The sequence below is a fragment of the Mycobacterium lehmannii genome (assembly GCF_002245535.1).
In the GTDB taxonomy this organism is placed as follows: domain Bacteria; phylum Actinomycetota; class Actinomycetes; order Mycobacteriales; family Mycobacteriaceae; genus Mycobacterium; species Mycobacterium lehmannii.
The window spans coordinates 394,896-420,579 of record NZ_NKCN01000002.1; the positions used below are offsets into that span (position 1 = coordinate 394,896).

The window sequence follows — 25,684 nt, forward strand, 5'->3', positions numbered from 1 at the left end:
CTGCGCGCAGTGAGACCATTTTGCATCCACGTCGCCGATGACGTTCTCGACGATCTACGAACGCGTCTTTCGCGGACCCGTTGGCCGGAAGCCGAATGTGTACCGGACTGGACCCAGGGCATCCCGCTCGGGTACACCCGCGAACTTGCCGCCTATTGGGCCGACGGATACGACTGGCGGTCCCGTGAAGCCGCCCTCAACCGATTCGATCAGTTCGTCGTCGAAATCGACGGCGTGGACATCCATTTCATCCACCAGCGATCTCCGCACCAAGAGGCTTTTCCGCTGGTGATCACCCACGGCTGGCCCGGCTCGATCGTGGAGTTTCACAACGTGATCGAGCCGCTGACCAACCCGACTGCCCACGGGGGACGGGCCGAGGACGCCTTCCACGTGGTGTGCCCGGCGCTTCCGGGCTACGGCTTCTCCGGCAAGCCCACCAACGCCGGCTGGGGTGTCGGGAAGATCGCGCAGGCCTGGGAGACGCTCATGCTGCGCCTCGGCTACCAGCGCTACGGCGCCCAAGGCGGCGACTGGGGCGCAGCGATCACCACACAAATGGGCCGCAACCGCGGCCACTGCGCCGCCATCCATCTGAACATGCCGATCGCTTACCCTCCAGCGGGTGGCATCACCGATCCGACCGAGGAAGAACAGCTGGCCCTGGCCGCCCTGACGACTTATCAGCGTTGGGAGACAGGCTATTCCGAGCAGCAGTCCACCCGGCCTCAGACCGTCGGCTACGGACTGGCCGATTCGCCGGTCGGTCAGATGGCCTGGATCGTCGAGAAATTCGCAGCGTGGATGGACTGCGACGGCCATCCCGAGAACGTGCTCAGCCGCGATGAGCTCCTCGACAACGTCATGATGTACTGGGCTACCAATAGTGGCTCCTCCTCGGCCCGGTTGTACTGGGAGAGCTTCAAGACCCTGGACGCGACAACTCGTGTGGAATTGCCCACTGGTATTGCTGCCTTCCCCAAGGAGGTCCTGCGCGCACCGCGAAGTTGGTGCGAACCGATCTACAACATCACCCATTGGACGACCATGCCGCGCGGCGGGCACTTCGCCGCTCTGGAACAACCGAGGCTCTTCGTCGACGACATCCGCGCATTCTTCGAATCCGTGCGGTGATGCAGCCAGCCGGCAGGCAACGAAGCTTTGGGAGCACGCTTTCGATGAGCTAAACTTTCTGTATTGCGGAGATATTATCTGCTAGCAAGAGGATGCCCGCTGACAAGCACGTGTCAACTATCAAGGAGGCGATGAGTGGTAGACGACCCACGGAGTGCAGTCATGAGAACGTGGACGCTCCCGCTAGGTGTCGCAACTTTGCAGGGCCAAAGCGTCTACGACGTGGAGGATCCGTGTACCGGCGACGTGCTGACCCAGGTGCCCGACTGCAGCAGTGAGGATGTCGACAGGGTGGTGGCGACTGCACATGCCGCTCAACGCGATTGGGCGCTGCGGACGCCTCGCCAGCGCGGCACCGCGCTGCGGGCCTTGGCGACACTCATGCGCGATCACTCTGAAGAGCTCGCAGTGCTCGACGCAATTGACGGCGGCTTTCCACTGCCTGCGATGCGCGACGACGTCACTTGGGCGGCCGACGTGCTCGAGCTGATGGCAGACGACGCGCTCGACCTCGGCGGACGGACTATCCCGCTCTCGGCGAACCTGCACTACACGCTGCAGCAGCCCTACGGCGTAGTCGCTCGAATCGTCCCCTTCAATCATCCCGTCCTATTTGCAGGATCCAAGATCGCCGCTCCGCTGATGGCGGGGAACGCCGTGGTGCTCAAAGCTCCCGATCAAACACCGTTGTCGGCCATCCGGCTCGCCGAGCTGGCCAGGGAGGTCCTGCCCGAAGGCCTATTCGGGGTGGTAACCGGGCACGGGGCAACTGCCGGCGCCGCGTTGGTTGCCCATCCACTAGTCCGGCGAATCGGCTTCATCGGCTCCCCGCGCACGGGCCGACATATCCAGCGCTTGGCGGCCGAGCACGGCGTCAAATACGTCACGCTGGAACTCGGCGGCAAGAACCCGATGATCGTCATGCCCGACGCCGACCTCGAGGCGGCTGCCAAAAGCGCCGTGGTAGGGATGAACTTCACCACCACAGCGGGCCAATCATGCGGATCAACAAGCAGACTGCTGCTGCACGAAGCGATCGCTGACGAGGTGATTGATCTGGTCGTCGATCAGGTCGCTGCCATCAAGGTAGGCGACCCGCTCGTTGACGGCACGGACATGGGACCCGTCATCGACCAAGCGCAATACTCAAAGTCGTTGCGGGCCATCGAGTCAGGACGGGCGGGCGGCGCCAGCGTGCTTACCGGTGGAGGACGCGCGCAGGGTGTTGGTAGCAAAGGCTGGTATGTCGCCCCGACCGTATTGGCTGGAGTGGCACCACAAGCCGATGTCGCCCGCGACGAGATCTTCGGGCCCGTTCTTTCGGTGCTGACCGTCCGTGACGAAGCGGAGGCTGTCGAAGTTGCCAACAGCGTCGAGTTCGGGTTGACCGCCGCGGTGTGGACCAACGACGTAAGCCAAGCCCACCGCATGGCTGCGGGACTTGATGCTGGCTACGTCTGGATAAACGGCAGTGCACGCCACTACTGGGGGTTGCCCTTCGGCGGTCGGAAATCGTCAGGTGTTGGATCCGAAGAGTCCACGGAGGAACTGCTGTCCTACACCCAAGTCAAGGCAGTAACCGTCACCTTGGACTGAACTGCGTCGATGCGCTGGAAGGCGCCTACAGCGGACGGTGACCTTTTTCGCAGTCGAAATCCTCTGGGAGAACTGCTATTTGACGTAGGGCGTCATTCGGCCGTGCATCGGCGCCTCAGACGATAAGCGACCGATTAGAAAATCGACTCGGGACACGGCATCGCTCCGTTGCGGGTATGTGACACGCGGCTGTGCCCCCGGAACCCCTCCGATGCCCGCGGCGGCGGCTATGTCCGGCCTCGGGTCGGGCAGCACGCAATCGACTGGTATCCGCCGACTTGCGCTAGCATCAGTTGTAGTTTCAAAATAGTTGTGTGAATGAAACTGTTGTCGAACAACTGAGCCGCCGGCACAAGGCCTTCGTCCTGGCGTCCTGCTGCCTGAGCGTGCTCATTGTGTCGATCGACGTGACCATCGCCAACGTTGCAATCCCGAGCATCCGCGCCGACCTTTCGGCGTCGCCTTCGCAAATGCAGTGGGTCATTGACATCTACACCTTGATGGTGGCCTCGCTATTGCTGCTCTCGGGTGCCATGGCCGACCGATTCGGTCGGCGGCGTACGTTGCAGATCGGGTTGACAATCTTTGCGTCGGCCTCCCTGCTGTGCAGCGTGGCTCCCAACGTCGAAACGCTGATCGGCGCCCGCTTCCTGCAGGCGATCGGCGGTTCGATGCTCACTCCTGCTGGGTTGTCGATCGTCACGCAGGTGTTCACCGGCAGAGTGGAGCGCGCGCGCGTCATCGGCATATGGGGGGGCGTCGTAGGCATCTCGATGGCCTTGGGTCCGATCATGGGCGGAATACTTCTCGAGTATGTTGACTGGCGAGCAGTGTTCTGGATCAACGTGCCGATCTGCGCGCTAGCGGTGCTGTTGACCGCGATCTTCGTTCCCGAATCCAAGTCGGTCACCATGCGCCACGTCGACCTGATCGGCTTGGTCCTGGGCATGGTCTTCCTGTTCGGACTGGTGTTCGTGCTCATCGAAGGGCCAGGGATGGGCTGGACCGACACCCGCGTCGTCGTTAGCTGTTGCCTCGCAGCGCTGGCCTTCGCGACATTCCTGCGCTACGAGTCACGCCGCCTCGACCCGTTCGTCGAGCTCCGATTCTTCCGCAGCATCCCGTTTGCTTCGGCGACGGCCATCGCGGTGTGCGCATTCGCTGCATGGGGCGCGTTCCTGTTCATGATGTCAATCTATTTGCAAGGGGAGCGCGGGCTTTCAGCGGTGAACACCGGGCTGATGTTTCTGCCCGTGGCCGTCGGCGCATTCATCTTCTCGCCCTTGTCTGGCCGGCTGGTGGGGCGATTTGGTGCCAGACCGTCGCTGATGATCGCCGGCGCATTGATCGTCGCCGCGACTCTCATGCTCGCGCAGATGAGCGACGCTACCCCGCAATGGCGAATGCTGGTCGCCTTTGCGGTTTTCGGCGTCGGTACTTCGATGGTGAACGCACCGGTCACAACCGCGGCCGTCAGCGGTATGCCGACCGACCGCGCCGGTGCGGCGGCGGCTATCACATCCACGAGCCGACAGGTGGGCGTCGCCATCGGTGTGGCCATATGCGGCCCGGTCGCTGGTGCGGCATTGGGCGACACCAACGTAGATTTCGCGGTCTCCGCCCAGCCCCTATGGCTAGTGTTCGCTGGAGTTGGTGTGCTGATCTTCACGCTCGGTGTCTACTCGACGTCGAAGCGCGCGCTGCGCTCAGCAGAGCATCTGGCGCCGCTGATCGCAGGAACCGATCCGCGACGGGAGGCTGCCGATGTCGCGTAATCCGGAAGCGGACGAGGTCTGGCGCGCGATGACCGCACTGGTCACCGACAACCGCGACAGTTGGAGGCGAGCGACCGTCGACCAGACGGGCCTACCTTTCAGTCGCATCCGGATCCTGCTCCGGCTGTCCCGCGGTTCGATGACCGTCAAAGAGGTCGCGCACGCCGTGACAATCGATCCCCCGGCGGCCACGGTGGCCGTCAACGATCTGGAGGACCGCGGCCTAGTCATGCGTCAGACTATTCCCACCAACCGGCGGTACAAAGTGGTATCACTGACCGACGCCGGCTGGTCGATGGTGGCCACCATCAATGCGGTCGACGACCCGGCTCCCGAAGCGCTTGCGGCACTTGAGGGTAATGAACTGAGGGCGCTGCGCGATGCGATAGCAAGAGTCAGCGCCGCCGCCAAACACTGAATGAAAGCCGCGGCCGGATCGCTCAACGAACGACTCTCAGTCCGGCCTAGCGAACCTGCAACATGCCAGGGTCGCTGTGGGGTCTGCAGAAGTCGGGTCAGATGGCGGGATTGGTGGACCAAGGGCCGCGAGTGTCGAGAAGAACCCTGTTCGGTTGGAGTCCTGGGTGGCAGACGTCGGTCTGCGAGGGGATGCCGGCTGATACCGCCGTTACCGCGGTGGCCTAAATAATAGCTTGCAAACAGTTATCATCCTATGTAAGCTTCCGTGTGGTGTAGCCCACATGAGTGCTCACGTTCTACGGGCACAATCGATAGGAAGGTGCGCCCGGTGGATTCGATGGCGCCTGATGCGACGACAATGCGAACATTAGAGAATGCGCGCGGCTCCATCCTAAAGGGTCGCCTCCCTGCGTCTCTCATCGCTAATGCAGCGCTTTACGAGCTTGAATTGAAGCGAGTATTTGGTAGGACCTGGCAGTTTCTCTGCCACGAAGACGAGATCCCCAATGCGGGTGACTATGTAGTGCGCTACATCGCTGATAACTCAATTATTGTCGCGCGGCAGCAGGATATGACGATTCGGGCGATGTCGAACTCGTGTCGGCACCGCGGCACGCTGCTTTGCCGAACCGAGTCTGGGAATGAGTCGGCGTTCCAGTGTCCGTACCACGGTTGGACCTATCGAAACAACGGTGATCTCATCGCGATACCTGCGCAGCAGGCAGTGTACGGTGCTGCGTTCGACAAGAGTCGGCTAGGGTTGCGCGCTCTGCCGATGCTGGACTCGTACGCGGGCCTTGTCTTCGGGTGTGTGTCGGATGAGGCGCCGGGACTGGATGAGTACCTCGGGGACATGCGCTGGTATCTCGACTTGATGATGAAGAAGAGCCCGACCGGCCTTGAGGCGTGGGGTGCCCCGCAGCGTTGGGTGATTGACGCGAACTGGAAGACCGGCGCCGACAACTTTGTTGGGGACGGCTATCACACGGTCATGACGCACCGTTCGATGTGTGAGCTGGGGTTGTTACCGCCCGATAATGTGGCCGTTTCGCCGGCCCACGTCAGCCTATCGGGCGGGCACGGGGCGGGCGTTCTAGGCGCACCACCCGGCATACCCGCACCGCCGTACATGGGCTATCCGGAGGAAATCGTCTCCGGTCTCAGCGAGGGTTACGGCGATGACGTCCATGGCGAGATGCTGAAACGGACGATGTTCATTCATGGCAATGTGTTCCCGAACTTGTCCTTCTTGAACGCCTTCATCGCCAAGGACGGGCAGTCTATGCCGGTGCCCATTCTGACCTTGCGGCAATGGCGTCCCTTGGACGCAGCTCGTATGGAGGTGTGGTCGTGGTTCTTCGTGGAGCGCAACGCGCCCGAAGAGTTCAAGCAGCAGTCGTTTGAGACTTATGTTCGGACGTTCGGGGTCGGGGGTGTCTTCGAGCAGGATGACGCCGAGATATTCCAGGCTATTACCAAGGGAACACGCGGCGAGTTGGCTGGTGGTGTGGAGCTGAACCTGGAGATGGGACTGGACAATCTGGCTCCTGATCCAACGTGGCTGGGCCCGGGACGACCGTTGGCCAGTGGCTACGCCGAACAGAATCAGCGCGAGTACTGGAAGCAGTACTTCGACTATCTGGCCACACCGAGAAGGGATGAGAACGTATGACGACAACGGTGCCGCAGGATCCACCTAAGGCTGCGAGGGTTTCGCGCGACGTGCGCGAGGAAATCGAAGACTTCCTTTTCGACGAGGCCGATCTGTTGGATCGCGATGAGTTCGAAGAGTGGCTGGAATTGCTGGCACCGAATGTGCACTATTTCGCGCGCGTCCGTCAGACGCTTCGCAGAGCAGGTGGCCCGGGGTTCTCTGAGCGCTCTATGCACCTGAGTGATAACTACACGAGTCTGAAGATGCGTATTCAGCGGCACCGAACGTCGTCGGATTGGGCTGAGGATCCTCCGTCGCGGATCCGGCACTTCATCACCAATGTCAGGGTCAGGTCTGGTGAGGACGGCGATGAGTACCGTGTGACGTCGAATGCGTTGCTGGTGCGCACGCGCGCGGACGAGCCTAAGGCGGAGACAGTCGCTGCCGAGCGCCGAGACATTATTCGTCGCGACGAGACGGGTTTGAAACTGGTCCAGCGCGAGATCCTGCTGGATCACACCACATTGCCCACGCACAACCTGTCATTCTGGATCTAAGGTGCCGGTGAGCTTGACATCATTACGGCGGCGCCTCCGCCGAAACTCCGGCCCACGAACGTTGTGGCCGAGCGAATTTGGGTCTGTCCTTAAGGTAGGCCGGTAGGTGCGCGCAGCTATTTATCACGGCCGCGAAGACGTGCGGATTGAAGAGCTTCCCGACCCGAGTCCACGTGCGGGCGAAGTGGTCATCGAGGTGGCCCGAGCGGGGATCTGCGGCACAGACCTGCATGAGTACATCGCCGGTCCGATGCATGCTGCGCCAGGGGTCGTCATTGGCCACGAATATTCCGGGACGGTGGTCGGCGTCGGGCCCGGCGTGCGCGAGTTCACCGAAGGTGACCGAGTCTGCGGCGTCGGCGTTTTCGGCTGCGGTGAATGCGGCTTCTGCAAACAGGGCGCTGAAGCACTCTGCGGAACAGTCGGTTTCATCGGCTTCGCTGTCAACGGAGCACTTGCCCACTACGCGTCGTTGCCGACGAAGGCGTTGTTTCGCATCCCGGATGAGATCAGTCTCGCCGAGGCTGCCGTCGTTGAACCGATCGCGTCGGCGTACCACGCTGTCCGCCGTAGCGGGTTGGCAGCGGGTGGGACCGTCTTCATCGCCGGCGCTGGCCCGATCGGCCTCGCCCTGGTGCAGTTCTCACTTGCCCAAGGTGCGACTCAGGTCATCGTCAGTGAGGTTTCGGCGACGCGCCGCGTTGCCGCCCACCGGGTCGGGGCTACGCGCGTAATCGATCCTCTGGCTGAGGATGCAGTTGAGGTGGTTCGGACGTTGACGAACGGAAACGGCGTCGACATCTCCTTCGACGCTGCGGGCGTACAACCCGCGCTTGATGCGGCGTTGGGCGTGCTGCGCCCCCGCGGTCGATTGATGGTCGTGGCGATTTGGGAGGCTCCGGCTGGTATCGACATCAATCGAAGCATCATGCGCGAAGCAGATATTGGCTTCTCATTTTGTTACGAAGCGCAAAGGCAGGTCCCGGCGATTCTTGACTTACTAGCTACGGGGGCGATCAGCCTTGGTGAACTCATCACCGACGAGATCCCGTTGGATGCCGTGGTCAGTCAGGGCTTCGAGGAATTGCGCGTCAACCGCGATGCACACGTAAAAATACTGATCGACCCATTGGCATAGCTGCGACCGGCATCGCACGCAGTAGATGTCACGCCGCCGCACCAAAGGAGTTAAGTGTCTGCCAATATGGAGAGCCTGTTCGACGGTCTGACAGTCCTCGAGCTGGGGCATGTGATCGCGGCGCCTTTCGCTGCGTCGCTGATCGGCGACTTCGGAGCACAGGTCATCAAGATCGAAGACCCCGGTTCAGGCGACATGTTGCGCGGGTCCGGTCCGAGGAAAGACGGAGTGCACCTTTGGTGGAAGTCCGCGGCGCGGAACAAGTCAAGCGTCGCTATCGATCTGCGTCTCCCCGAGGGGCAAGCGCTGGTGCGCAAAATGGTCGAACGCGCCGACGTGGTGATCGAAAACTTCCGCCCGGGAACGCTCGAGCGTTGGGGACTGGGATGGGAGGAACTGCACGCAGCGAACCCGCGGCTGATCATGTTGCGGATTTCTGGGTATGGCCAGATCGGCCCGGAGAGCGCAAAGCCGGGATACGGACGGGTCGGCGAGGCCATGAGCGGAGCGGTACACATCACCGGGCACCCCGACCGACCACCGACGCATTTCGGTTTCTCCCTGGGCGATGTCACGACAGGAATCATGGGTGCGTTCGCTGTTGCCGGAGCACTCTTCAAGCGTGAAGCGATCGGGAATCGCTTCGATGGGGAATGTATCGACCTGGCTCTCTACGAGTCACTGTTTCGTGGTATCGACTGGCAGGTAATCCTCTACGACCAGTTGAACTATGTTGCCGAGCGTCAGGGCAACCAGTTTCAGGTCAGCCCGTCACCGGTGTCAGATACTTATCTCAGTTGCGATGGGGTGTGGTACACCGTGGCGACCGGCACCGTCCGGTCAGTACAGAGCCTGCTCGAACTGCTGGGCGGCACGACTCTGCGCAACGATCCGAAGTACGCGACACAGGAACTGCAGATGTTGCACCGCGAGGAGCTCGGCGAGATGGTTCGCCAGTGGTTCGCCGAAAACAACTCCGATATTGTCGAAAAGGCCTGCGCGAGCTCCGGTGTCGTGGCTGCGCGGATCTTCACGCCGGCAGAGATGTTCTCCAGTCCCACGTTCGCGGCTCGCGAGAGCCTGGTCGAGGTCGCTGACCAGGAATTGGGTCCGGTCCGCGTCACCGGGGTGGTGCCGAGGTTGACGAACTTTCCCGGATCCGTGCGCAGCACCGGGCCCCGTCTCGGGATCCACGGCCAAGAGGTGCTGACTGAGTGGCTCGGCTTGGCCGACTCGGAGTACGAGGCGCTGGTATCGAGTGGCGTCGTCGGGGCGGTCGACGTTGACGGAGAGGTTCCCGGGCATTGAATTCGCTGCGGGACAAGGCTTGCATCGTCGGCGTTGGTCATACGGTCTACCGTCGTGATGCCACTGAGTCGGCAACGGACCTTGGCCTGCAGCTTGAAGCGGCCCATGCCGCGATCGTGGATGCCGGGCTGTCGGTTGGCGAGATCGATGGCCTCATCTGCCCGATCAACGGTGGCACGGCCGAAGATTTTATCGCGAATCTTGGCCTGACGAATGTTCGTTACGCGGTGACTTCCCATACCGGAGGCGCGGCAAGTGTGGCGGGTCTGGCAACTGCGGCGATGGCGGTTTGGTCGGGCGTCGCTCGCCATGTCCTCATTCCCGCGGGCTGGTGTGGGTACTCAGGTCCGCGTGCCCGCGGGATGGCATCGAGCGCGGACATGGCGATAGGCAAGGTTGTCCGGGATTATTACGCGCCACAGGGCGCGGTGTCGGCGGTGCACCAGTATGCGCTCGTGGCCGACCGCTACGTCCGCAAGTATGACGTGCCGCCTGAAGCGATGGGGGCGGTGGCAGTTGCGTTTCGTGCTAACGCGCAGCTCAACTCGAATGCGGTGATGTGCGGCCGTGAGTTGACGATGCAGGACTACCTCGACGCTCCACCGATCAGTTCGCCGTTGTGTTTGTTCGATTGCAGTTTGGAGACCGACGGCGCAGCGGCGGTGGTGGTATCAGGGGCCGAATGTGCGGCTGACGGCCCGCACCGGCCGGTGTTTGTGATGAGCGTGGCGGAAGGTCGCCCATTTCCCGTCGACGAATTCGCCAACAGGGCCGATCCATTGGAGATCGGGCTCGCCGAGGCGGCGCCGCGCGCGTTTGCCGACGCCGGTGTCGCCCCGTCTGATATCGATCTGCTCGAGGTTTACGACAGTTTCACTGTCAACGTGTTGCGGCAGATCGAAGCGGCCGGATTCTGCAAGCCGGGCGAAGCAGCGGATTTTGTACTCGACGGGTGTATCGCCGCGGACGGCCTGTTGCCGACGAATCTCAATGGCGGTTTGCTCTCCGAAGCGCACGTGCAAGGGATGAACAATCTGGTCGAGGCGGTGCGGCAACTGCGCGGGGGCTTAGCGGAGCGCCAGGTCCACGACGCGGAGTTGGCCGTAGTGACCGGTATGGGCGGCGGATGGGGTTCAGGTGCTCTCGCCATATTGCGTCGGTGACGGCGTTGTGACTGGCCGCTTCACAAGGGGCCCGATGTGAGGCGAACGGAAACGGATGTCGCAGCACCGCTGTTGCCATCCCTGGAAGGTCTCACGGCGGAGTTCTATGAGCATTGCCGACGTCAGGAGCTGTCGTTTCAGCGGTGTTCAAGGTGCGGCCGTTGGCGTCACGTTCCTCGCCTGACGTGTGCTGGCTGCGGCAGTAACTCCTGGTCTTGGCAGAGGTCGTCGGGCAGGGGAGTGGTATTCAGCCACACGGTTATTCACCGCGCGCTGCATCCCGGGTTCGACGAGGCCGTCCCGTTCGTGTGCGCCGTTGTCGAAATGGATGAGGGTGTGCGGATGGTGGCACGGATAGTGGACCTAGTTGCCGACCAGACGGCGATGCTGGTTGATGCGGCCGTCGAGGTTATCTACGTGCACGCCGCCGATGATGTTGTGCTGCCGGCATTTCGGCTGTCCGCTGCGGAAGTGCGGGGCAATGGCCGCCGCTGACGAGTTACGCGATCGTGTCGGTGAGAAGATCCACTTTCGAGGAGCCGACTCGGTGACGCAGAACGACATCCGCCGCAAACTGGAGGTTTTCACCTTTGCCTGCCCACTGCATGACGACGAGGCGGCAGCGAAGGCGCACGGCTACCTCGGCGTCGTGGCCCCGGTGACGATGACCCCGCTGTGGGGGCTGCCGCCGTATTGGGCACCCGGACAGCCCAGTCCCTATCTGGTCGACGGGCAGGAGATGACGGGCAACATCACCGACACGCTGGCTCTGCCGTTCAGCCGATCGGTCAACGTCAGCAGCGAGTGGCAATACCACACACCGCTGTACTTGGGGGACAGGTTGCAGGGGACTACGACGATCATCTCGGTAGAGCAGAAGCGCACCCGGGTGGGTACCGGAGTCTTCCTGCAATACGAGTCGGAGTACGTGAAGGTTTCGGGAGAACTGGTGGCGCTCAATCGAAATACCGTCTTCAACTACGACCCAGACGACGCCTCCAGGCCTGAGCCCGGCACTTCGGCCCGCGCCCAGCAGGGCGACCGAGGTCCCCGCACGCGCTCAGTGGACGATGCCGATACCAGTGTCGACTGGAACACGCCACTTCAGTTCGACGACGTTACGGTCGGTGCGCAAGTGCGCGGACCGGCTCTGGCCCTGACCTACCAGCGCATTGTGATGAACATTGCCGCGGATCGCATGTTTTCCGGGATACACCACAGCGCCGCGGCCGCTCATGCCGCGGGGCTTGCCGACATCATCTTCAATACTCGTGGCCTGGAAACTCTTTTCGAGACCGGGCTTCGTCGCTGGATGGGCCTTCGCGGCAGGTTGGTGCATCTGGGTCCGTTCAAGATGAGTGCCTCAGTTCACCCGGGCGACGTCGTGCAGGCGCGATGGACGGTGACTGGCAAGCATGCCCAGGCTGGCGCAGAAACCGTAGATCTCGAATTCGGTGTCTTCGCCGGGGATCGGCAAGCGGTGCAAGGGATTGCCGCCATCGCCCTCGATGGCAAAAGCAAAGCTCATCAGAAGTTTGTAGGACAAGAAGGGGTCAAATGAGTGTCATCAAGGCGGACGTGGAGGTCTGCCAAGGCTACGCGAACTGTGTCGTTGCAGCGGCCGACGTCTTCGACATCGGTGATGCGGGAACCGTTGTCATTCTTAATGACACGGTAACCGAGAGCGCTGAGGCAAGGATCGTCACGGCAATTCGCAGTTGTCCCGTCTCGGCTCTACGTCTCGCAACGGTGTGAGTGAGACGGCCGTGAACGTGCAAGTACCAGCGGGTGAGTGCGTCGACCATGGTTGAGACGAGTTGGTTCCCGAATGTACTTGCGTTTCAACCGACATGAGTTCTGCTGCTTGCAGGCCGACCGGGGTCTGGCTCCACTCGACGAGGTACGACGTGAGCTCGACGCTGGCAGACGCGGTGACGGTTTGTGGTGATCTGAGTTACGGCTGTCTCGGGGGTGGTTCGGGCATTACAGCAAAGGAAAGGTAGCGATGACGTTAAGAATGATTACTTCAGGCGGTTCAGATCAAACCGCTCGTAGTCTCGTCGATGTCGATCGCGGGGAGATCAGTCGCGAAATCTTCATCGATGCTTCGATTTTCAACCGTGAGTTGGAGTATTTGTTTCCGCGAGCCTGGTTGTTTGTGGGCCATGCCTCGCAGGTGTCTGCGCCGGGCCAGTTCTTCTCGTCGAGGATGGGTTCGGATCCGGTGCTGTTGACCCGTGACGCTCAAGGTGATGTGAATGTCCTCCTCAATTCGTGCCGACATCGGGGTATGGCGGTGTGTCGCTATGACGAGGGCCGTACGCTGCAGTTCACCTGCCCCTACCATGGCTGGTCGTACTCGATGGACGGTTCGCTGGTGTCCACTCCAGGGGATTTGCACGGTGTGCCGCAGCAGGGCATGGCCTACGGCAATGGCCTTGACAAAGCGAGTTGGGGACTTGTCAGGGCTGCCAAGGTGCACAACTTCAAGGGCCTGATCTTCGCGTGCTGGGACCCCGCCGCCCCGGATTTCGACGAGTATGTCGGCGACTTTCACTATTGGCTGGACAACCTGGCTGATGCTTTCGATGGCACCGAGGGCGCGACCGAGGTGTTCCGTGGAGTGCAGAAGTGGCGCATCAGATCGAATTGGAAGTTCGTTTCAGAAAACTTTCTGGGCGATACCTATCACGGGGCGACGACTCACGCCTCAGTTGAACAGGTGGGTATCGGCCCGGGCGGCAGAAACTCCCGGCGTCACGGTGAACGACAGGATCAGGGTGGTTTTTCGAAGGGCCGAGTGAAGACGTCGTTTCGTACGGGCCACGGTGCATCGGACAACCTGGCGTATGAGATCGCCTATCCTGAGTTCGCCGAAGAACCGGCCTTGAGTGAGTACTTCTCCCAGGCCTGGGCACTCCGTAAAGAGCGGTTAGAGGCGCAGGGCAGACAGCTCGGTGGTCGTGGCCCAGCGACGATGTTCCCTAATATGTCGTTCTCCGCCGGTTTTCCGCGGACGATCCTGGTGTCACACCCGATCAGCCCCACCGAAACCGAAGTGTGGCGGTGGTACCTCATCGACAAGAACGCACCCGATGATGTACGTGACTGGCTGCGCCGCTATTACATGCGCTACTCGGGTCCTGGAGGGATGACGGAGCAAGACGATATGGAGAACTGGAATTACGCGACGCAGGCCAGCCAGGGCGTGATAGCCCGGCGCTATCCCTACAACTATCAGCAGGGTCTCGATATGGAAACTCCCAGTGCGCTCGACCAGGCTGTGCATTCTCACCACCCCATCGCTGGCGAGGTGAATGCACGCGCCTTTTACCGGCGATGGGCCGAGTTCACCGACAACCTCTCGTGGCCTCAACTCATCGAACTTGCCAAATCCGACGAGAGAGCCGCACGGTCGTGAGTGCAACGGGCGGTGAAATTTCCACGAGGCAGGATGCGGTAGAGAAGTTGCTGCTTCAGGCCGAAATCGCCGATTTCCTCAATCGGGAAGCCGACCTGCTCGACGAACGACGTTACTCCGAATGGCTCGGTCTGCTCACCGACGACTACGAGTACTCCGTTCCACTGCGGGCGAACGTCGCCTACGACGACCTCGCGCAGCTGGAGCAGACTCAGGAAGGTCACGACATCTGCTGGTTCGACGAGAAAAAGGAGACCGTCGCTTTGCGGGTGGAGCAGCTGATGACTGGCCTGCACTGGGCCGAAGAACCCGTCTCGCGAGTGTCACACCTGGTTACCAACGTGCGTATTGAAGGAGTAGACGGCGCGGAAGTCGATGTGAGTTGCAGGTTCCTGGTGTATCGAAACCGGGTCGCCGATGAGACTGATTTGCTGGTCGGCCGGCGCAAGGACCGGTTGCGCCGCGTCGCCGGTGACTGGCAACTGTGCCGTCGCCGGCTACTCCTCGACCAAACGGTCTTACTCGCTAAGAACCTGTCGATCATTCTATGAAGCCGGACCATGTCCTTGAACCCTTGACCTTCAGCACGGCAAAATATATTCTTCTCTAAACATATTTGATGGGCCGCGACCGATGAGGGGGCAGCTGGATTGTCTACTTCGCTCCAACCGAAGCGGCGTGCCGATGACGTGACCGCCCTGCGTGTGATGACAGAGGAAATGCGCCCGCTTCTCGTCGGCGACGGGTACCAGATGTTCGATGTGCGCGCTCCGCAATCATCGGGCCCACCGCCGCACCAGCATCCCTGGGATGAAAGCTATGTCGTGCTGGAGGGCGAACTGTGGGTAAGCCGCGGCGGCGAAGAAGCGACCCTGCAGGTGGGTGAGGCGATTCGAGTGCCGGCTGGCGTCGTGCACGCCTATCGCGTTCTCTCTGACGGCGCCCGGTGGATCACGACTTCGTCTTGCCCGGGCGGCGCGCTGGATTTCTTTTCAGACGTGGACGAAACGTCGAACGGTCCGGGTGACGTGAAGGCCCTCATTGAGGCGGCCAAGCGAAACAGTGTCCGATTCGCCGATCCGGCGCTGGGATAGCCGTCTGTTGAGCCACCAGGCCGCAGATGCCGGCATTCGCCGACGGTGTCGGTAGTCGGTTTACGGCCTGACATTCGGTGATCGGTGTCATGAGGCGGGTCGGCGTGATCGGCTTGGGCGGCATGGGTTCCGCGCTGGCGGCGTCACTTCTTGCGACGGACCATTACGTAGTCTGTTTCGACATTCGGCCCGACGTATTACGCCCAATTGTCGAGCTAGGCGCCGAGGCTGCTGCGGACGCGCGTGAGTTGGCCGGCGCATGTGATGTCGTTTTGACGTTCCTCCCGGGGCCGAGTCAGGTGCTGGAGGTGGCGCTCGGGTCGGAGCGAGGTGTCCTGGCCGGCCTTGCCGACGGGGCCGCCCTGCTGGATATGTCGACCTGTAATCCCGAGGTCGCAGCAATCATCGGTCAGGCCTACGACGCGGCTGGGAGGCGTTTTGTCGATTGCCCCGTCAGCCGAAAGGCGCCGAACATGACCGTTCTGGTCGGAGGCCCAAGCGGGGTGCTCGGCCCTGATGCCGATGTCCTCGCCGCCGTCTCGCGCACCTTGGTGTACTGCGGCCATCGAGGTGCGGGATATGCCACCAAGCTTCTCAACCAGCACATCAAGTACAGCTGGTACCTCGCTTCGGCGGAAGCCCTCTTAATCGCTGAGGCGATGGGATTGAATGCCGGCGAGGTAGCCGACGCGATCGCGGAGTGCAGCGGGGGGGACTCGGGTCTCACCACGGCGGCGGCGTACTTCCGCCACGACACCGAGTCAGTTAGAAACCGCGCCCCCGCTAGCACCATTACGAAAGACTCCGCGCTCGCGGAACGAATGGCGACGAACGCCGGTATCCGCAGCAGGACGCTTGAGCCCGTCGTGGACTTCTTCCAAAGTGTTGCGGCCTCGGAGTTTCGCGACCGTGCCTACCCCGAAAGCACAGAACTTCTTCAACGAATCCGGTCGATGCCTCCGAAGTGAACCCCTACGTCTTGAGTGCGACCCCCGTCACGCTGTATAGCTAACTGAATTGTAAACGGGCCGAATATCGGTGAGCGGAAAGAAAGACTACCGACCATTTGCCGGTATGATCACCACCCGGTGGAGATGTCTGCCGAACCGCTGATCAACGTTGCAAGGGACTTCATGAGTACCGAGAAGTTGACGATGGCCGAACAGGTCGCGGCCAAGACCCGCGAAGCCGGACCCGATCACGACCCCTCTTCGTTGGCGCTCCCGCTTGCGCTCTACCGTGCTGTGACCGCCTTCGGTCGGGTAGCCGTCGATGAGTTGACGCCGGTAGACCTCTCGATGAGCCAGTTCAACGTTCTGACCGTCCTGAAGCGCGCCGACGGGCCGATGACGATGGGCGCACTGGCCGATTCTATTTCCGTACGCCAAGCCAGCCTGACGAGCGTGGTGGACACGCTGACCAAGGCAGGTTTTGTCACACGCAAGGTGAATCCCCGCGATCGGCGCTCGGTTGTGGTCGCGATATCGAAGAAGGGCGATCAGTTCATGACCGAGTTTCTGCCCGGTCATTACGACTTTCTGCAGAGACTCTTTGCCGGTATCAACCCGCGACACAGGCAGCAGCTGCTTGCACGACTGAACGAACTAATAGATTGCTTGGAGAACTACCCGAGCGGCCAGCGCACCTCCTGATCGGTCCCCGGGTATAGGACGGTCGACGCCGCTACGGTGCTGACGTCCACTCACCGGTCCTCGCTTGGCATCCACGGCTCCAACTGAGGGGTCTATCGGGTGCACTCAGGTAGTGAGTACTCCCGAGAAGAACGTTCGCTCGTCGGCTAGGTTGCGTCCGACCTTGGTGAAACGTGGCAGTCCGCGTGGCGTTCAGGGTTTGTCGCGAGGTGCGAATGACATTGCGGCACAGAAGAATTATTGATACGACGCTGCACGACCGCAGCGAAGAACTGTGTCGATGTGATGGTCGACAGTTTGCGTCGGCAGCCGCACCGCTGCGCCCGCGTGACGTGGGCATCGTCTCCCCTTCGAGAGTCCCATTTACACAGGAGCCTAAATTTCTACCTTGCAGATATTCGGGAAGTATGATAAAAACTGGGTACTGTACTGGCTGAGGGGACGTCGAAGGTTGCTCAAAGACGCTTCAATTTGTGTGAGCTTGCTTGGAGCGGAAACACGCTTCGTAGATGTCGACGGCGTCCGAACCAGGACAATTCAGGCAGGGGAAGGTCCGGACCTCATTCTCATGCACGGGGGAGGCGGTCACGCCGAAGCCTTCGCCCGCAACGTGACGGCGCTGTCGCGTCATTTCCGAGTGCATGCGCTGGACCTGTTGGGTCACGGTCTCACCAGTGGTTGTGAGGTCGCCCCGAAGCGTAAGGACTATGTCAGTCACATACTCGGATACATGGACCAGGAAGGCATCGACCGAGCCCACCTGGTGGGCGAGTCGTTAGGAGGTTGGATCGCGGCGTGGACTGCGTTGGAACATCCCGACCGTGTCGACCGGTTGATCTACGTGTGCGGCGCGCGGTTGACGCTAGAGGTCGGCGCCGATGCCGAGGCTCGCACCGCTGCCGGGCGCGCAGAGCTTGCCCGGGTCACCCGGCAATTCCTGGCTGACCCGAGTCCGGCGAATGTGCGGGAGAGGATGGCGTGGCTTTTCCACCACCCTGACCGCGACCTGACCGATGAACTGGTGGCGCTGCGGTGGGCGCTTTACCAGAGCGAAGAATCGCGGTCGGCACTGACGAACGCGACGGCGCCGCCCTCAGCGGCGACTGCTGAGGACAATCTCACGGCTGAGCGATTGACCAGCTTGACCAGGCCCACGCTCGTGCTGTGGACGAGTCACAATCCCTCGGCGACGGTGGAATTCGGACGGCGGGCAGCCGAGCTAATTCCCGGCGCTGAATTCGCATTGATGGAGGATTGTGGCCATTGGCCGCAGTGGGAACGGCCGGAAGAGTTCAACCAAATCCTCACCAACTATCTTCAAGGTGATCGCGAGTCCCGAGGGCAACGTTGATGGAGACAATCGGTTCCAAAACCGGCCCGGCGCTGCCGATAGACTCCTCGGCCTTCTACGACGAGGCGGTGTACCAGCGGGAACTCGACTCCATCTTCAAGCGGTCGTGGCTATTCGTCGGCCACGAGTCCATGATCCCCAAGCCCGGTGACTTCCGCACAACCTATATGGCCGACGACGCCGTGATCGTATGCCGGGACAAGGAATCTCGTGTTCGTGTGCTGCTGAACAAATGTCGGCACCGGGGCAATAAAGTCTGTCAGTTCGACAAGGGCAACGCGAACATCTTTCACTGCAGCTATCACGGCTGGAGTTACGACACTGCCGGACGGCTGCGCAGTGTTCCGCTAGCCGAGAGCGCCTACGGGCCGCAGTTCGATAAGGCCAGCATGGGCCTCGTCTCCCCCCGGGTAGCTACCTACAAAGGACTTATCTTTGCTTGCTGGGATCAGTCGGCGCCGCCGCTGGAAGAATATCTGGGGGAGGGCCTGCTGTGGTACCTCGACAACTTTCTACTCGACTGTGACCCCAACGGCCTGCAGGTCGTTCCCGGCCTGCACCGCTACCTCATGCCCGTCAACTGGAAGTTGTTGGCCGAGAACTTCGGCGGCGACCAGTATCACTTCGCTGCCACTCACGGATCGGTTTCCGCACTGTCGAAAGCTGGGCAGACTGCCCGCATCAACTTTTCGATAGACGAGGGGCAGCACTACAGCGTGGTTCTCGACGGCTGCGCGCCCCATGGGTTGCTGCAACTGGCAGTCGGTAAGAATTTCTATCAGGACGATCTCGCCCAAGCCGAAACGCTGGGTACCGAAGCAGTCGACTGGCTAACCGAGCGGCAGCGCCTGCAAGACGAGCGGTTGGCGACATCCCCCGTGCAGCCCTACAGCTTTCACGTAGCCAATATCTTCCCAAACTTCAGCATGATTGGCATGGGCACGGCCTTTTACGGTCGGGGATTCATCATGTGGCAGCCTCGGGGACCGCGGTTGACCGAGGTTTGGGAGTGGTGTCTGGTGGAAAGCTCCGCGCCCCGTGCTGTCAAGGAACGCATGGTCTTCGTCTTGAGTCAGCGGCAATCGGCGGCCGGTCTCGTGACGCCCGATGATCACGAAAACTTCGAACGATTGTCTGACGCCCTTGACACCGGAGTCGCCCGGGATGTGCCGTTCAACTACTCACTCGGCGAGGACGTCGAACCAATGGAGTCGCTGGTTGCGGAGTTACCCGGCAATGTCAGGCCGCAGATCAGCGAAGCCTACCAGCGCGAGTTCTATCGGCACTGGCACCGAACTATGACGGAGCCGGCCTAGCCATGGAGACCAGCCAGTTGGACGTGGAACTGCGGCTGCGAATAAACGAATTCTATGCGCGGGAGACCATGCTTCTCGATGATGGGCGGCTGGACGAGTGGCTGGGCTTATTGGCGCCGGATGTCAGATACACGATGCCATTCCCAGAGTCCAGCACGCATCCGGTCGACGATGATGACGGCCTACCGCCGTTTCTGTTGTTCAACGACGACTACGAATCGCTGAAGCTGAGAATTGCCCGGCTGGCTACTGGGCTCGCCCCCGGGGAAACTCCACGCACGATCACTCAGCGCATAGTCAGCGACATCCTGGTCACCGATGTATCCGATCAAGAGCTGAGCGTCCGATCCAGCGTCATGGTGTTTCTCGTACGCCACGAACGCCACGAGAGCTTCTTCATCGGCAAGCGACAAGACGTTCTACGCCGAGACGAAGACTCGTGCCTGCTGCTGGCCGCCCGGGACATCACCCTGGCTCATAGCGTTCTTCCACGAGCGATTTCGATCTTCTTCTAATGCCCAGTCGTCCACAAGCCCTCAGTTAGGTCGCACATGACAGATGTCGCGTCACGCGAGCTCGGCCTAGGATTTCTCGGAATCGGTCAGGCAGTCGCCCGAATCTTCCAGCAGTACCCGGACATGTCGACGCTGCCGTATCGGGTTGTGGCGGCTGCGGATACCCGATCACACTCGCTCGCCCGCTTCGCCAACGAGTTTTCCGGCCAGACCTACACGAACGCAGAGCAACTGTGTGCCGATCCAAGCGTGGACGTCGTCTACATCGCCACCCCTCCCGAGCTGCATCGGGAGCATGCGCTAATGGCCGCACATTACGGAAAACACATGATCGTCGAAAAGCCGTTGGCCATGTCGATCGACGATTGCACTGCAATGGTCGAGGCGGCCCAGGCAGCGGGCGTACAGCTGATGGCCGGCCACACACACAGCTTTGACGCGCCGGTGCGAGCGATGGCCGAACTTGTCGGCAGTGGCGAACTCGGCGAGTTGCTCATGGTCAACACCTGGAACTTCAATGACTTCAATCGGCGACCGTGGCCTACTTCGGAATTGCGCTCGACCAGCGGGCCAGTTCTCAACCAGGGGCCCCATCAGGTCGATATCGTGCGGCAAATAGTCGGCGGTTTGGCCAGAACAGTGCGTGCGTCGACAATATGGGACGACGTCCGGAAATGCGTCGGGGGATACACCTGTCATCTCGGATTCAAATCAGGAGCTTCCGCCACGCTCGTCTATGACGCGCGAGCTTTCTTCGACGTCGCGGAGTTGCACTCGTGGGTGGCAGAAGACGGCGGCCGCCGCAGCCCCCAAGCCAACCAGCGAGTAGCCAACAACTTCGCTGCGCTCAGTCAGAACCCTGACCACCTTGAAGTCGCACTGGAAGCTCAGAAGGAACAGGGCCGCTACGGTGCTGCGACGACGACCGAAGAGTCACAGGAGCTGTGGGGTTACTCCGCCCCCGGAGAGATCATCCACCACCCCTACTTCGGCCTGACCGTGGTTTCCTGCGAACGCGGCGCGATCAGGCAGTCGCCCGACGGGCTGGTGGTGTACGGGCAGAACGGATTGCAGGAAATACCGGTCGCGCGCACCATGCGGGGCAGGGCCGCAGAGTTGGCTGAACTACATCGGGCGATCACTGAGGACCGCCCTGTTCAGCACGACGGTCGCTGGGGGCGCGCGACGCTAGAAGTATGTTTCGCCATCCTGCAGTCGGCCTACGAAGATCGCGAAGTCGTTCTCTCCCACCAGGTATCGCTGTGACTTCAGATGAGGAGAAATCGTGGGTGAGATTGTAGCCGGTTACGCGTCGTCCCATGCCTTCACTTTCATCCCGCCTCCCAGGTGGGAAGGCTTCCGCATAAAGAACAGGCAAAGCTACACATTGCGACGCGGTAAGACCCCACCTCGCCTGAGGAAAGACGAAGAACCATTCGACGACGCTGCGGCGCGTTACGCGCACATCGAGAACGGGCTTCAAAGGCTGCGTGACAGCATCAGACAAGACCGACTGGATTGCCTGATCATCATCGGTGATGACCAGAACGAGAACTTCGACGGTTCGGCACTGCCCCAGATAGCCATCCACACAGGAGATGGGTTCACAGTGTCTGACCGCTTCTTGCCAGACGCGCGGTTTTGGAAAAGTTCGCCCGAGCTCAGTAAGGACTTGAGTGAGCACACTGTCGAGGCGGGGTTCGACGTCGCCACCGTTGTCGATTTCCGTGAGACCACCTTGCACTCACACGCCCATGGCGAGATTGTGGCCAATATCCTTGGAGACCACCAAATCCCAGTGGTGTTGGTATTCCTCAATGCCGTTCACGTGCCGTCGTTGTCGCCTAAACGGTGCTTCGCGCTCGGCCGCGCGATTGCCGACGCCGTGCGGTCACGCCGCCCTGCAGACGAGAGGATAGGTCTTTACGCGTCCGGTGGACTTTCACACTTCACTGCCGGCTTTCCGTGGGCTGCCTACGATGGGCCGCGCGTTCACGGTTCAATCGACGACGAATTCGATCGCCGCACCCTGAAGTGCCTTGCTACCGGAAACGGCTACGAGCTGAGCAAACTGACCAGCGAAGACCTGCTCAACTCTGGCAACATCGAGCTGAGATCGTGGATATGTGCTGTCGGCGCAGTCGGCGGCAACACGCCATGGGCCAGCGTCTATGAGCCCATTCCCCGCGCCCTGATGGGAATGGCCGTCGCCTGGACGAACTGCGAAGTCACTGTTTAGCGCGTCGAACGTGAGGCACGCGAAATTTGATTCGGCGGGTGTGTGGGTTATCCGCAGATCTACTCGACGTTTGCACTGAGAACCCCGACGGTCGACGGAAGATGTCGTGGCCGTGATCCTGGGACGAGGGCATGTCTGCCCACCCTCTGGCCCAGTCAACCGGCAGAACCGTGGGGCGGCCGAGACTTCGCTCGCGAAAGGGTATGTGTCCCAATGTCGTTGTTGCGCCGCCTGCGCGGACTGTCGGCGACAATAGGCCCACACCGAAACCAGAGTCTCTGTTTTACAGAGAAAATTTCTGTTATACAGTAAGGCTATTGGGTGTAGCGCCTAACTGCGTGGAAGTGATGGCTCGTGGTTAACGATGCCTTCTGCTTCGGGGCCTCAACAGCCCAAGCCCTATAGGAACGGTTAAGGAGGCGAACCGGATGGCCATCTGCGCTGCCAGCACCGCCCATCGCAGTTTGGGTAAGGCATCCGCGGACTTCGCTGTCGTCGTCAAGGACGGCGTCGACACCGAAACCCCGAGTTGGCGATGAGCTCCACCCCTTCGGGTGCAGGGCTAGACACTGAACGACACGCCATCGCGCTGGCCTGTCGCGTCCTGGCGGCGCGCGACTTGGCGCCAGGCATCCTCGGCCACATCAGCCTGCGCGTCGACCGAGATCGACTGCTGATCCGATGTCGTGGTCCGCGCGAGCGAGGGCTCGCGTTCACCAGCGCAGAGGACATCCGGATGGTCACGTTGGACGGTACAGCGGGCGGCAAAGGAGAACTCGACGATGGTTACCAGCCGCCGAACGAGTTGCCACTGCACACCGAAGTGCTCCGCACCCGCCGCGATGTCAATGCTGTGGTTCATGCGCACCCCGAGGCGGTAGTCGCCGCCGATCTCGCCGGTCTGGCTGTCCGACCGATCGTCGGAGCGTTTGACATACCCGGTTTTCGGCTCGCCGCGGCTGGCGTGCCGGTCTATCGGCGAGGCGTATTGGTGCGCAATCGGCAACTAGCCCAGGAAATGGTTGCTGCTATGGCAGACCGGCCGGTGGTCGTTCTCCGGGCCCACGGCCTCACCAGTGCTGCGGACACCGTCGAGCGGGCCGTACTGCAGGCCATCAGCGTCGACACGATCTCGCGTTTGTCGCTCCAGATCGCTTCTGCGGGTGGCACTCTGGCTGATTTGCCCGACGCTGATGCAGCAGAGCTGCCTGATCTCGGTAACGCTTTCAACGAGACCATCGCGTGGCGTCACGAGTTGGCGCGCCTCGAAACCCATGGTTTGTCGTGCCACCCATCGGAGAAAAGGTCCTCATAGGCACATCCGGGCACGCGCTCATGTCCATTGCCGCGGGTGGTCTGGGACGCGGCTTCCGATCCCATCGGACCATTGGCGTAGACATCCCCCGCACTCTCCTCGCCCGAGCATCGAGACCCGCGTGAATCGGAGCTTCGACAGCGCTGCGCGGATAGACCCCCCATTCAGCGGCGAGGACACTGGTGGGCAGATGCAGAGCAACAAGAGCATTGCGCATCACCGGAGGGACGATAGTTTTGAGTTGGTTGACCGGGCAAGTCGCCCTGGTGACCGGCGGGGCAGCCGGAATCGGTTTGGCCGTGGTCGAGCGTTTCTTGGCCGAGGGCGCATGCGTGGGCGTCCTGGATCGCTCGGAAGGCGACCTGGCTACCATCGGCAACGCCGACGGCAGGCTCATCGCGGTAACAGGTGACGTGACGTCGTATGCAGACAACGTCATGGCGGTGCGCGAAACGGTCGATACGTTCGGAAAGCTCGACGTCTTCGTCGGCAACGCTGGGATCTTCGATTACTTTGCCCCTTTGGTGGGTTTCGACGGAGCCGACCTCAGCAGCGCCTTCGATGAGATCTTCGCGGTCAATGTCAAGGGCTACCTCCTTGGTGCTAGGGCCGCCATTCCTGAACTCCTCAAAAGCGATGGGCCTAGCATCATTTTCACCGTCTCCAACTCTGGTTTCTATGCCTCTAGTGGCGGCCCGCTATACACCGCTTCCAAGCACGCAGTCGTTGGCGTAGTGCGTGAACTGGCGTACGAGTTGGCGCCGAAGATCCGGGTGAATGGCGTGGCTCCAGGCGGCACGATAACGGGCCTACGTGGTATCGAAGACCTCGGCCAGGGCGGAAACGTGTTGTCATCGGTGCCCGGCATCGCCGACATGATGAGTGTCACGAACCCTCTGCAGTACGCCCAGCAGCCTGCCGATCATGCCGGCCTGTACTTGCTACTCGCGTCTGCAGAAAACTCGCGAGCGGTGACGGGCGTCGTCATCAACAGTGACGGCGGCTTGGGCGTGCGGGGTCTGAACCAGCCGTCGGGAGGGCTGGAACTCGCCACCGGCGCGATGCGCAATGACGTTCGGTCGCCTTAGAAAGGTTTTACACGTGTTGGTGAAGGCGTTGGGTTATGTGGGTGTGGAGTCTCCGGATGCGAAGGAGTGGTTGGAGTTCGGTCCGGAGGTTTTGGGGATGGAGGCGGTGGAGGCGGCCAGTGGGTCGGTTCTGTTGCGGATTGATGACGTCGATCACCGGTTGGCTGTGCATCACGGGGAGCGCAACCGGATGTTGTATGCGGGTTGGGATGTGGGCAGCGAGGATGCGCTTGAGGCTGCTGGGGAGTTGCTGCACAAGCGGGGCATTGGGTTTGAGGTGGGGACCGAGGAGGACTGCGCGGCCCGCGGTGTGTTGGGCTTTTTGACGCTGTCGGATCCTTCGGGGTTGCGTCATGAGTTGTTTTACGGTCAGAAGGTGGTGCCGGGTTCCTTCCGGCCCGGTCGTGCGATGTCGGGGTTTGTCACCGGTGCGCAGGGGTTGGGTCATGTGGTGCTGGCGACGCCGGACCTTGCGCAGGCCGACCGGTTTTTGCGGGGGGTGTTGGGGTTCAAGAAGAGCGATGAGATTTACACCTTCATGGATCTGTGGTTTTACCACTGCAACCCGCGCCATCACAGCATCGCGTTGACTCCGATGCCGGGTGTGCGGGGACTGCACCACGTGATGGTGGAGGTGCAAAGTTTTGATGACGTGGGGATGGCTTATGACCTGTGCATGTCGCGCAACATTCCGCTGAGCATGACGTTGGGGCGCCATGTCAACGATCGGATGGTGTCGTTTTACGTGCGCACACCGAGCGGGTTTGACCTCGAGTACGGCTGGGATGCGGTCACCGTCGACGAGGAAACCTGGACAGTCGCTCAGTACGACCGACCCAGTGTGTGGGGCCACCAGATGGTCGCCCAAACACCACCAGGCGCACTCGAAGCCGCAACAACATGAACGCCGCAATCACGAGAACATCTGTCCAAGAGAACATTACGCAG

At 61.3% G+C, this 25,684-nt stretch carries 25 protein-coding genes; all 25 read left to right on the forward strand.

Going from position 1 to position 25,684, the window contains the following annotated elements:
- Positions 1–9 precede the first annotated feature (9 nt).
- Complete coding sequence (locus CEX87_RS04380) at positions 10–1,134, forward strand: epoxide hydrolase family protein (protein ID WP_198957150.1); 1,125 nt, start codon at positions 10–12, stop codon at positions 1,132–1,134.
- A 162-nt stretch (positions 1,135–1,296) separates the two neighbouring features.
- Positions 1,297–2,730: an aldehyde dehydrogenase family protein gene (locus tag CEX87_RS04385; protein ID WP_094286145.1), complete on the forward strand. Its 1,434-nt coding sequence runs from the start codon at positions 1,297–1,299 to the stop codon at positions 2,728–2,730.
- Between the two features lie 314 nt (positions 2,731–3,044).
- Positions 3,045–4,505: an MFS transporter gene (locus CEX87_RS04390; RefSeq protein ID WP_094286146.1), complete on the forward strand. Its 1,461-nt coding sequence runs from the start codon at positions 3,045–3,047 to the stop codon at positions 4,503–4,505.
- Positions 4,495–4,923, forward strand: a complete 429-nt coding sequence (locus tag CEX87_RS04395; protein ID WP_013470368.1) for a MarR family winged helix-turn-helix transcriptional regulator — start codon at positions 4,495–4,497, stop codon at positions 4,921–4,923. The genes CEX87_RS04390 and CEX87_RS04395 overlap by 11 nt, the downstream gene beginning before the upstream one ends.
- A gap of 339 nt (positions 4,924–5,262) precedes the next feature.
- A complete protein-coding gene (locus tag CEX87_RS04400) occupies positions 5,263–6,597 on the forward strand; it encodes a Rieske 2Fe-2S domain-containing protein (protein WP_233151287.1) in 1,335 nt (444 codons plus the stop codon).
- A complete protein-coding gene (locus CEX87_RS04405) occupies positions 6,594–7,136 on the forward strand; it encodes an aromatic-ring-hydroxylating dioxygenase subunit beta (RefSeq protein WP_094286148.1) in 543 nt (180 codons plus the stop codon). The genes CEX87_RS04400 and CEX87_RS04405 overlap by 4 nt, the downstream gene beginning before the upstream one ends.
- Before the next feature lie 106 nt (positions 7,137–7,242).
- Positions 7,243–8,274: a 2,3-butanediol dehydrogenase gene (locus tag CEX87_RS04410; RefSeq protein ID WP_094286149.1), complete on the forward strand. Its 1,032-nt coding sequence runs from the start codon at positions 7,243–7,245 to the stop codon at positions 8,272–8,274.
- A 54-nt stretch (positions 8,275–8,328) separates the two neighbouring features.
- Complete coding sequence (locus CEX87_RS04415) at positions 8,329–9,582, forward strand: CaiB/BaiF CoA transferase family protein (protein ID WP_094286150.1); 1,254 nt, start codon at positions 8,329–8,331, stop codon at positions 9,580–9,582.
- Positions 9,579–10,745 carry a thiolase C-terminal domain-containing protein gene (locus CEX87_RS04420; protein ID WP_094286151.1) on the forward strand — a complete coding sequence of 389 codons (1,167 nt, stop codon included), beginning with the start codon at positions 9,579–9,581 and terminating at the stop codon, positions 10,743–10,745. Before CEX87_RS04415 ends, CEX87_RS04420 begins: the two co-directional genes overlap by 4 nt.
- Positions 10,746–10,781: 36 nt before the next feature.
- Positions 10,782–11,240 carry a Zn-ribbon domain-containing OB-fold protein gene (locus CEX87_RS27805; RefSeq protein ID WP_094286152.1) on the forward strand — a complete coding sequence of 153 codons (459 nt, stop codon included), beginning with the start codon at positions 10,782–10,784 and terminating at the stop codon, positions 11,238–11,240.
- Positions 11,227–12,306: an FAS1-like dehydratase domain-containing protein gene (locus CEX87_RS04430; RefSeq protein ID WP_094286153.1), complete on the forward strand. Its 1,080-nt coding sequence runs from the start codon at positions 11,227–11,229 to the stop codon at positions 12,304–12,306. Before CEX87_RS27805 ends, CEX87_RS04430 begins: the two co-directional genes overlap by 14 nt.
- A complete protein-coding gene (locus tag CEX87_RS04435) occupies positions 12,303–12,500 on the forward strand; it encodes a ferredoxin (protein WP_094286154.1) in 198 nt (65 codons plus the stop codon). The genes CEX87_RS04430 and CEX87_RS04435 overlap by 4 nt, the downstream gene beginning before the upstream one ends.
- A gap of 250 nt (positions 12,501–12,750) precedes the next feature.
- Positions 12,751–14,166: an aromatic ring-hydroxylating oxygenase subunit alpha gene (locus CEX87_RS04440; RefSeq protein WP_083043724.1), complete on the forward strand. Its 1,416-nt coding sequence runs from the start codon at positions 12,751–12,753 to the stop codon at positions 14,164–14,166.
- On the forward strand, positions 14,163–14,717 hold the full coding sequence (locus CEX87_RS04445; RefSeq protein ID WP_094286155.1) for a 3-phenylpropionate/cinnamic acid dioxygenase subunit beta: 555 nt from the start codon (positions 14,163–14,165) through the stop codon (positions 14,715–14,717). Before CEX87_RS04440 ends, CEX87_RS04445 begins: the two co-directional genes overlap by 4 nt.
- A 99-nt stretch (positions 14,718–14,816) precedes the next feature.
- Complete coding sequence (locus tag CEX87_RS04450) at positions 14,817–15,260, forward strand: cupin domain-containing protein (RefSeq protein ID WP_011559081.1); 444 nt, start codon at positions 14,817–14,819, stop codon at positions 15,258–15,260.
- Positions 15,261–15,349: 89 nt separating this feature from the next.
- Positions 15,350–16,228, forward strand: a complete 879-nt coding sequence (locus CEX87_RS04455; RefSeq protein ID WP_011559082.1) for an NAD(P)-dependent oxidoreductase — start codon at positions 15,350–15,352, stop codon at positions 16,226–16,228.
- A gap of 165 nt (positions 16,229–16,393) precedes the next feature.
- On the forward strand, positions 16,394–16,912 hold the full coding sequence (locus CEX87_RS04460) for a MarR family winged helix-turn-helix transcriptional regulator (RefSeq protein WP_036348802.1): 519 nt from the start codon (positions 16,394–16,396) through the stop codon (positions 16,910–16,912).
- Between the two features lie 451 nt (positions 16,913–17,363).
- The gene (locus tag CEX87_RS04465; protein ID WP_094286157.1) at positions 17,364–18,263 is read left to right on the forward strand and encodes an alpha/beta fold hydrolase; all 900 of its coding nucleotides are present in this window, start codon (positions 17,364–17,366) and stop codon (positions 18,261–18,263) included.
- Entirely contained in the window at positions 18,263–19,579 is a 1,317-nt protein-coding gene (locus CEX87_RS04470; protein ID WP_011891579.1) for an aromatic ring-hydroxylating oxygenase subunit alpha, read from the forward strand. The genes CEX87_RS04465 and CEX87_RS04470 overlap by 1 nt, the downstream gene beginning before the upstream one ends.
- A gap of 2 nt (positions 19,580–19,581) precedes the next feature.
- On the forward strand, positions 19,582–20,094 hold the full coding sequence (locus CEX87_RS04475) for an aromatic-ring-hydroxylating dioxygenase subunit beta (protein ID WP_069416771.1): 513 nt from the start codon (positions 19,582–19,584) through the stop codon (positions 20,092–20,094).
- Between the two features lie 36 nt (positions 20,095–20,130).
- Positions 20,131–21,360 (forward strand): Gfo/Idh/MocA family protein, encoded by a 1,230-nt coding sequence (locus tag CEX87_RS04480; protein WP_069416772.1) that lies wholly within the window; start codon positions 20,131–20,133, stop codon positions 21,358–21,360.
- Positions 21,361–21,379: 19 nt separating this feature from the next.
- Positions 21,380–22,333, forward strand: a complete 954-nt coding sequence (locus CEX87_RS04485; RefSeq protein WP_069416773.1) for a DODA-type extradiol aromatic ring-opening family dioxygenase — start codon at positions 21,380–21,382, stop codon at positions 22,331–22,333.
- A 535-nt stretch (positions 22,334–22,868) separates the two neighbouring features.
- Positions 22,869–23,648: a 3,4-dihydroxyphthalate decarboxylase gene (phtC, locus tag CEX87_RS04490; protein ID WP_011559089.1), complete on the forward strand. Its 780-nt coding sequence runs from the start codon at positions 22,869–22,871 to the stop codon at positions 23,646–23,648.
- Positions 23,649–23,884: 236 nt separating this feature from the next.
- Positions 23,885–24,736, forward strand: coding sequence for a 3-(cis-5,6-dihydroxycyclohexa-1,3-dien-1-yl)propanoate dehydrogenase (gene hcaB, locus CEX87_RS04495; RefSeq protein WP_142301068.1), 852 nt, complete (start codon positions 23,885–23,887; stop codon positions 24,734–24,736).
- A 13-nt stretch (positions 24,737–24,749) separates the two neighbouring features.
- Positions 24,750–25,640 (forward strand): VOC family protein, encoded by an 891-nt coding sequence (locus tag CEX87_RS04500; RefSeq protein WP_094286161.1) that lies wholly within the window; start codon positions 24,750–24,752, stop codon positions 25,638–25,640.
- Positions 25,641–25,684: the final 44 nt, after the last annotated feature.

Bases quoted from the DNA above. Each gene is read 5' to 3' on its own strand.
- CEX87_RS04435 (WP_094286154.1), top strand. From the start codon at position 12,303: ATGAGTGTCATCAAGGCGGACGTGGAGGTCTGCCAAGGCTACGCGAAC.
- CEX87_RS04475 (WP_069416771.1), top strand. From the start codon at position 19,582: ATGGAGACCAGCCAGTTGGACGTGGAACTGCGGCTGCGAATAAACGAA.
- CEX87_RS04430 (WP_094286153.1), top strand. From the start codon at position 11,227: ATGGCCGCCGCTGACGAGTTACGCGATCGTGTCGGTGAGAAGATCCAC.
- CEX87_RS04460 (WP_036348802.1), top strand. From the start codon at position 16,394: ATGAGTACCGAGAAGTTGACGATGGCCGAACAGGTCGCGGCCAAGACC.
- CEX87_RS04470 (WP_011891579.1), top strand. From the start codon at position 18,263: ATGGAGACAATCGGTTCCAAAACCGGCCCGGCGCTGCCGATAGACTCC.
- CEX87_RS04405 (WP_094286148.1), top strand. From the start codon at position 6,594: ATGACGACAACGGTGCCGCAGGATCCACCTAAGGCTGCGAGGGTTTCG.
- CEX87_RS04455 (WP_011559082.1), top strand. From the start codon at position 15,350: ATGAGGCGGGTCGGCGTGATCGGCTTGGGCGGCATGGGTTCCGCGCTG.
- CEX87_RS04395 (WP_013470368.1), top strand. From the start codon at position 4,495: ATGTCGCGTAATCCGGAAGCGGACGAGGTCTGGCGCGCGATGACCGCA.
- CEX87_RS04440 (WP_083043724.1), top strand. From the start codon at position 12,751: ATGACGTTAAGAATGATTACTTCAGGCGGTTCAGATCAAACCGCTCGT.
- CEX87_RS04480 (WP_069416772.1), top strand. From the start codon at position 20,131: ATGACAGATGTCGCGTCACGCGAGCTCGGCCTAGGATTTCTCGGAATC.
- CEX87_RS04400 (WP_233151287.1), top strand. From the start codon at position 5,263: ATGGCGCCTGATGCGACGACAATGCGAACATTAGAGAATGCGCGCGGC.
- CEX87_RS04385 (WP_094286145.1), top strand. From the start codon at position 1,297: ATGAGAACGTGGACGCTCCCGCTAGGTGTCGCAACTTTGCAGGGCCAA.
- phtC (WP_011559089.1), top strand. From the start codon at position 22,869: ATGAGCTCCACCCCTTCGGGTGCAGGGCTAGACACTGAACGACACGCC.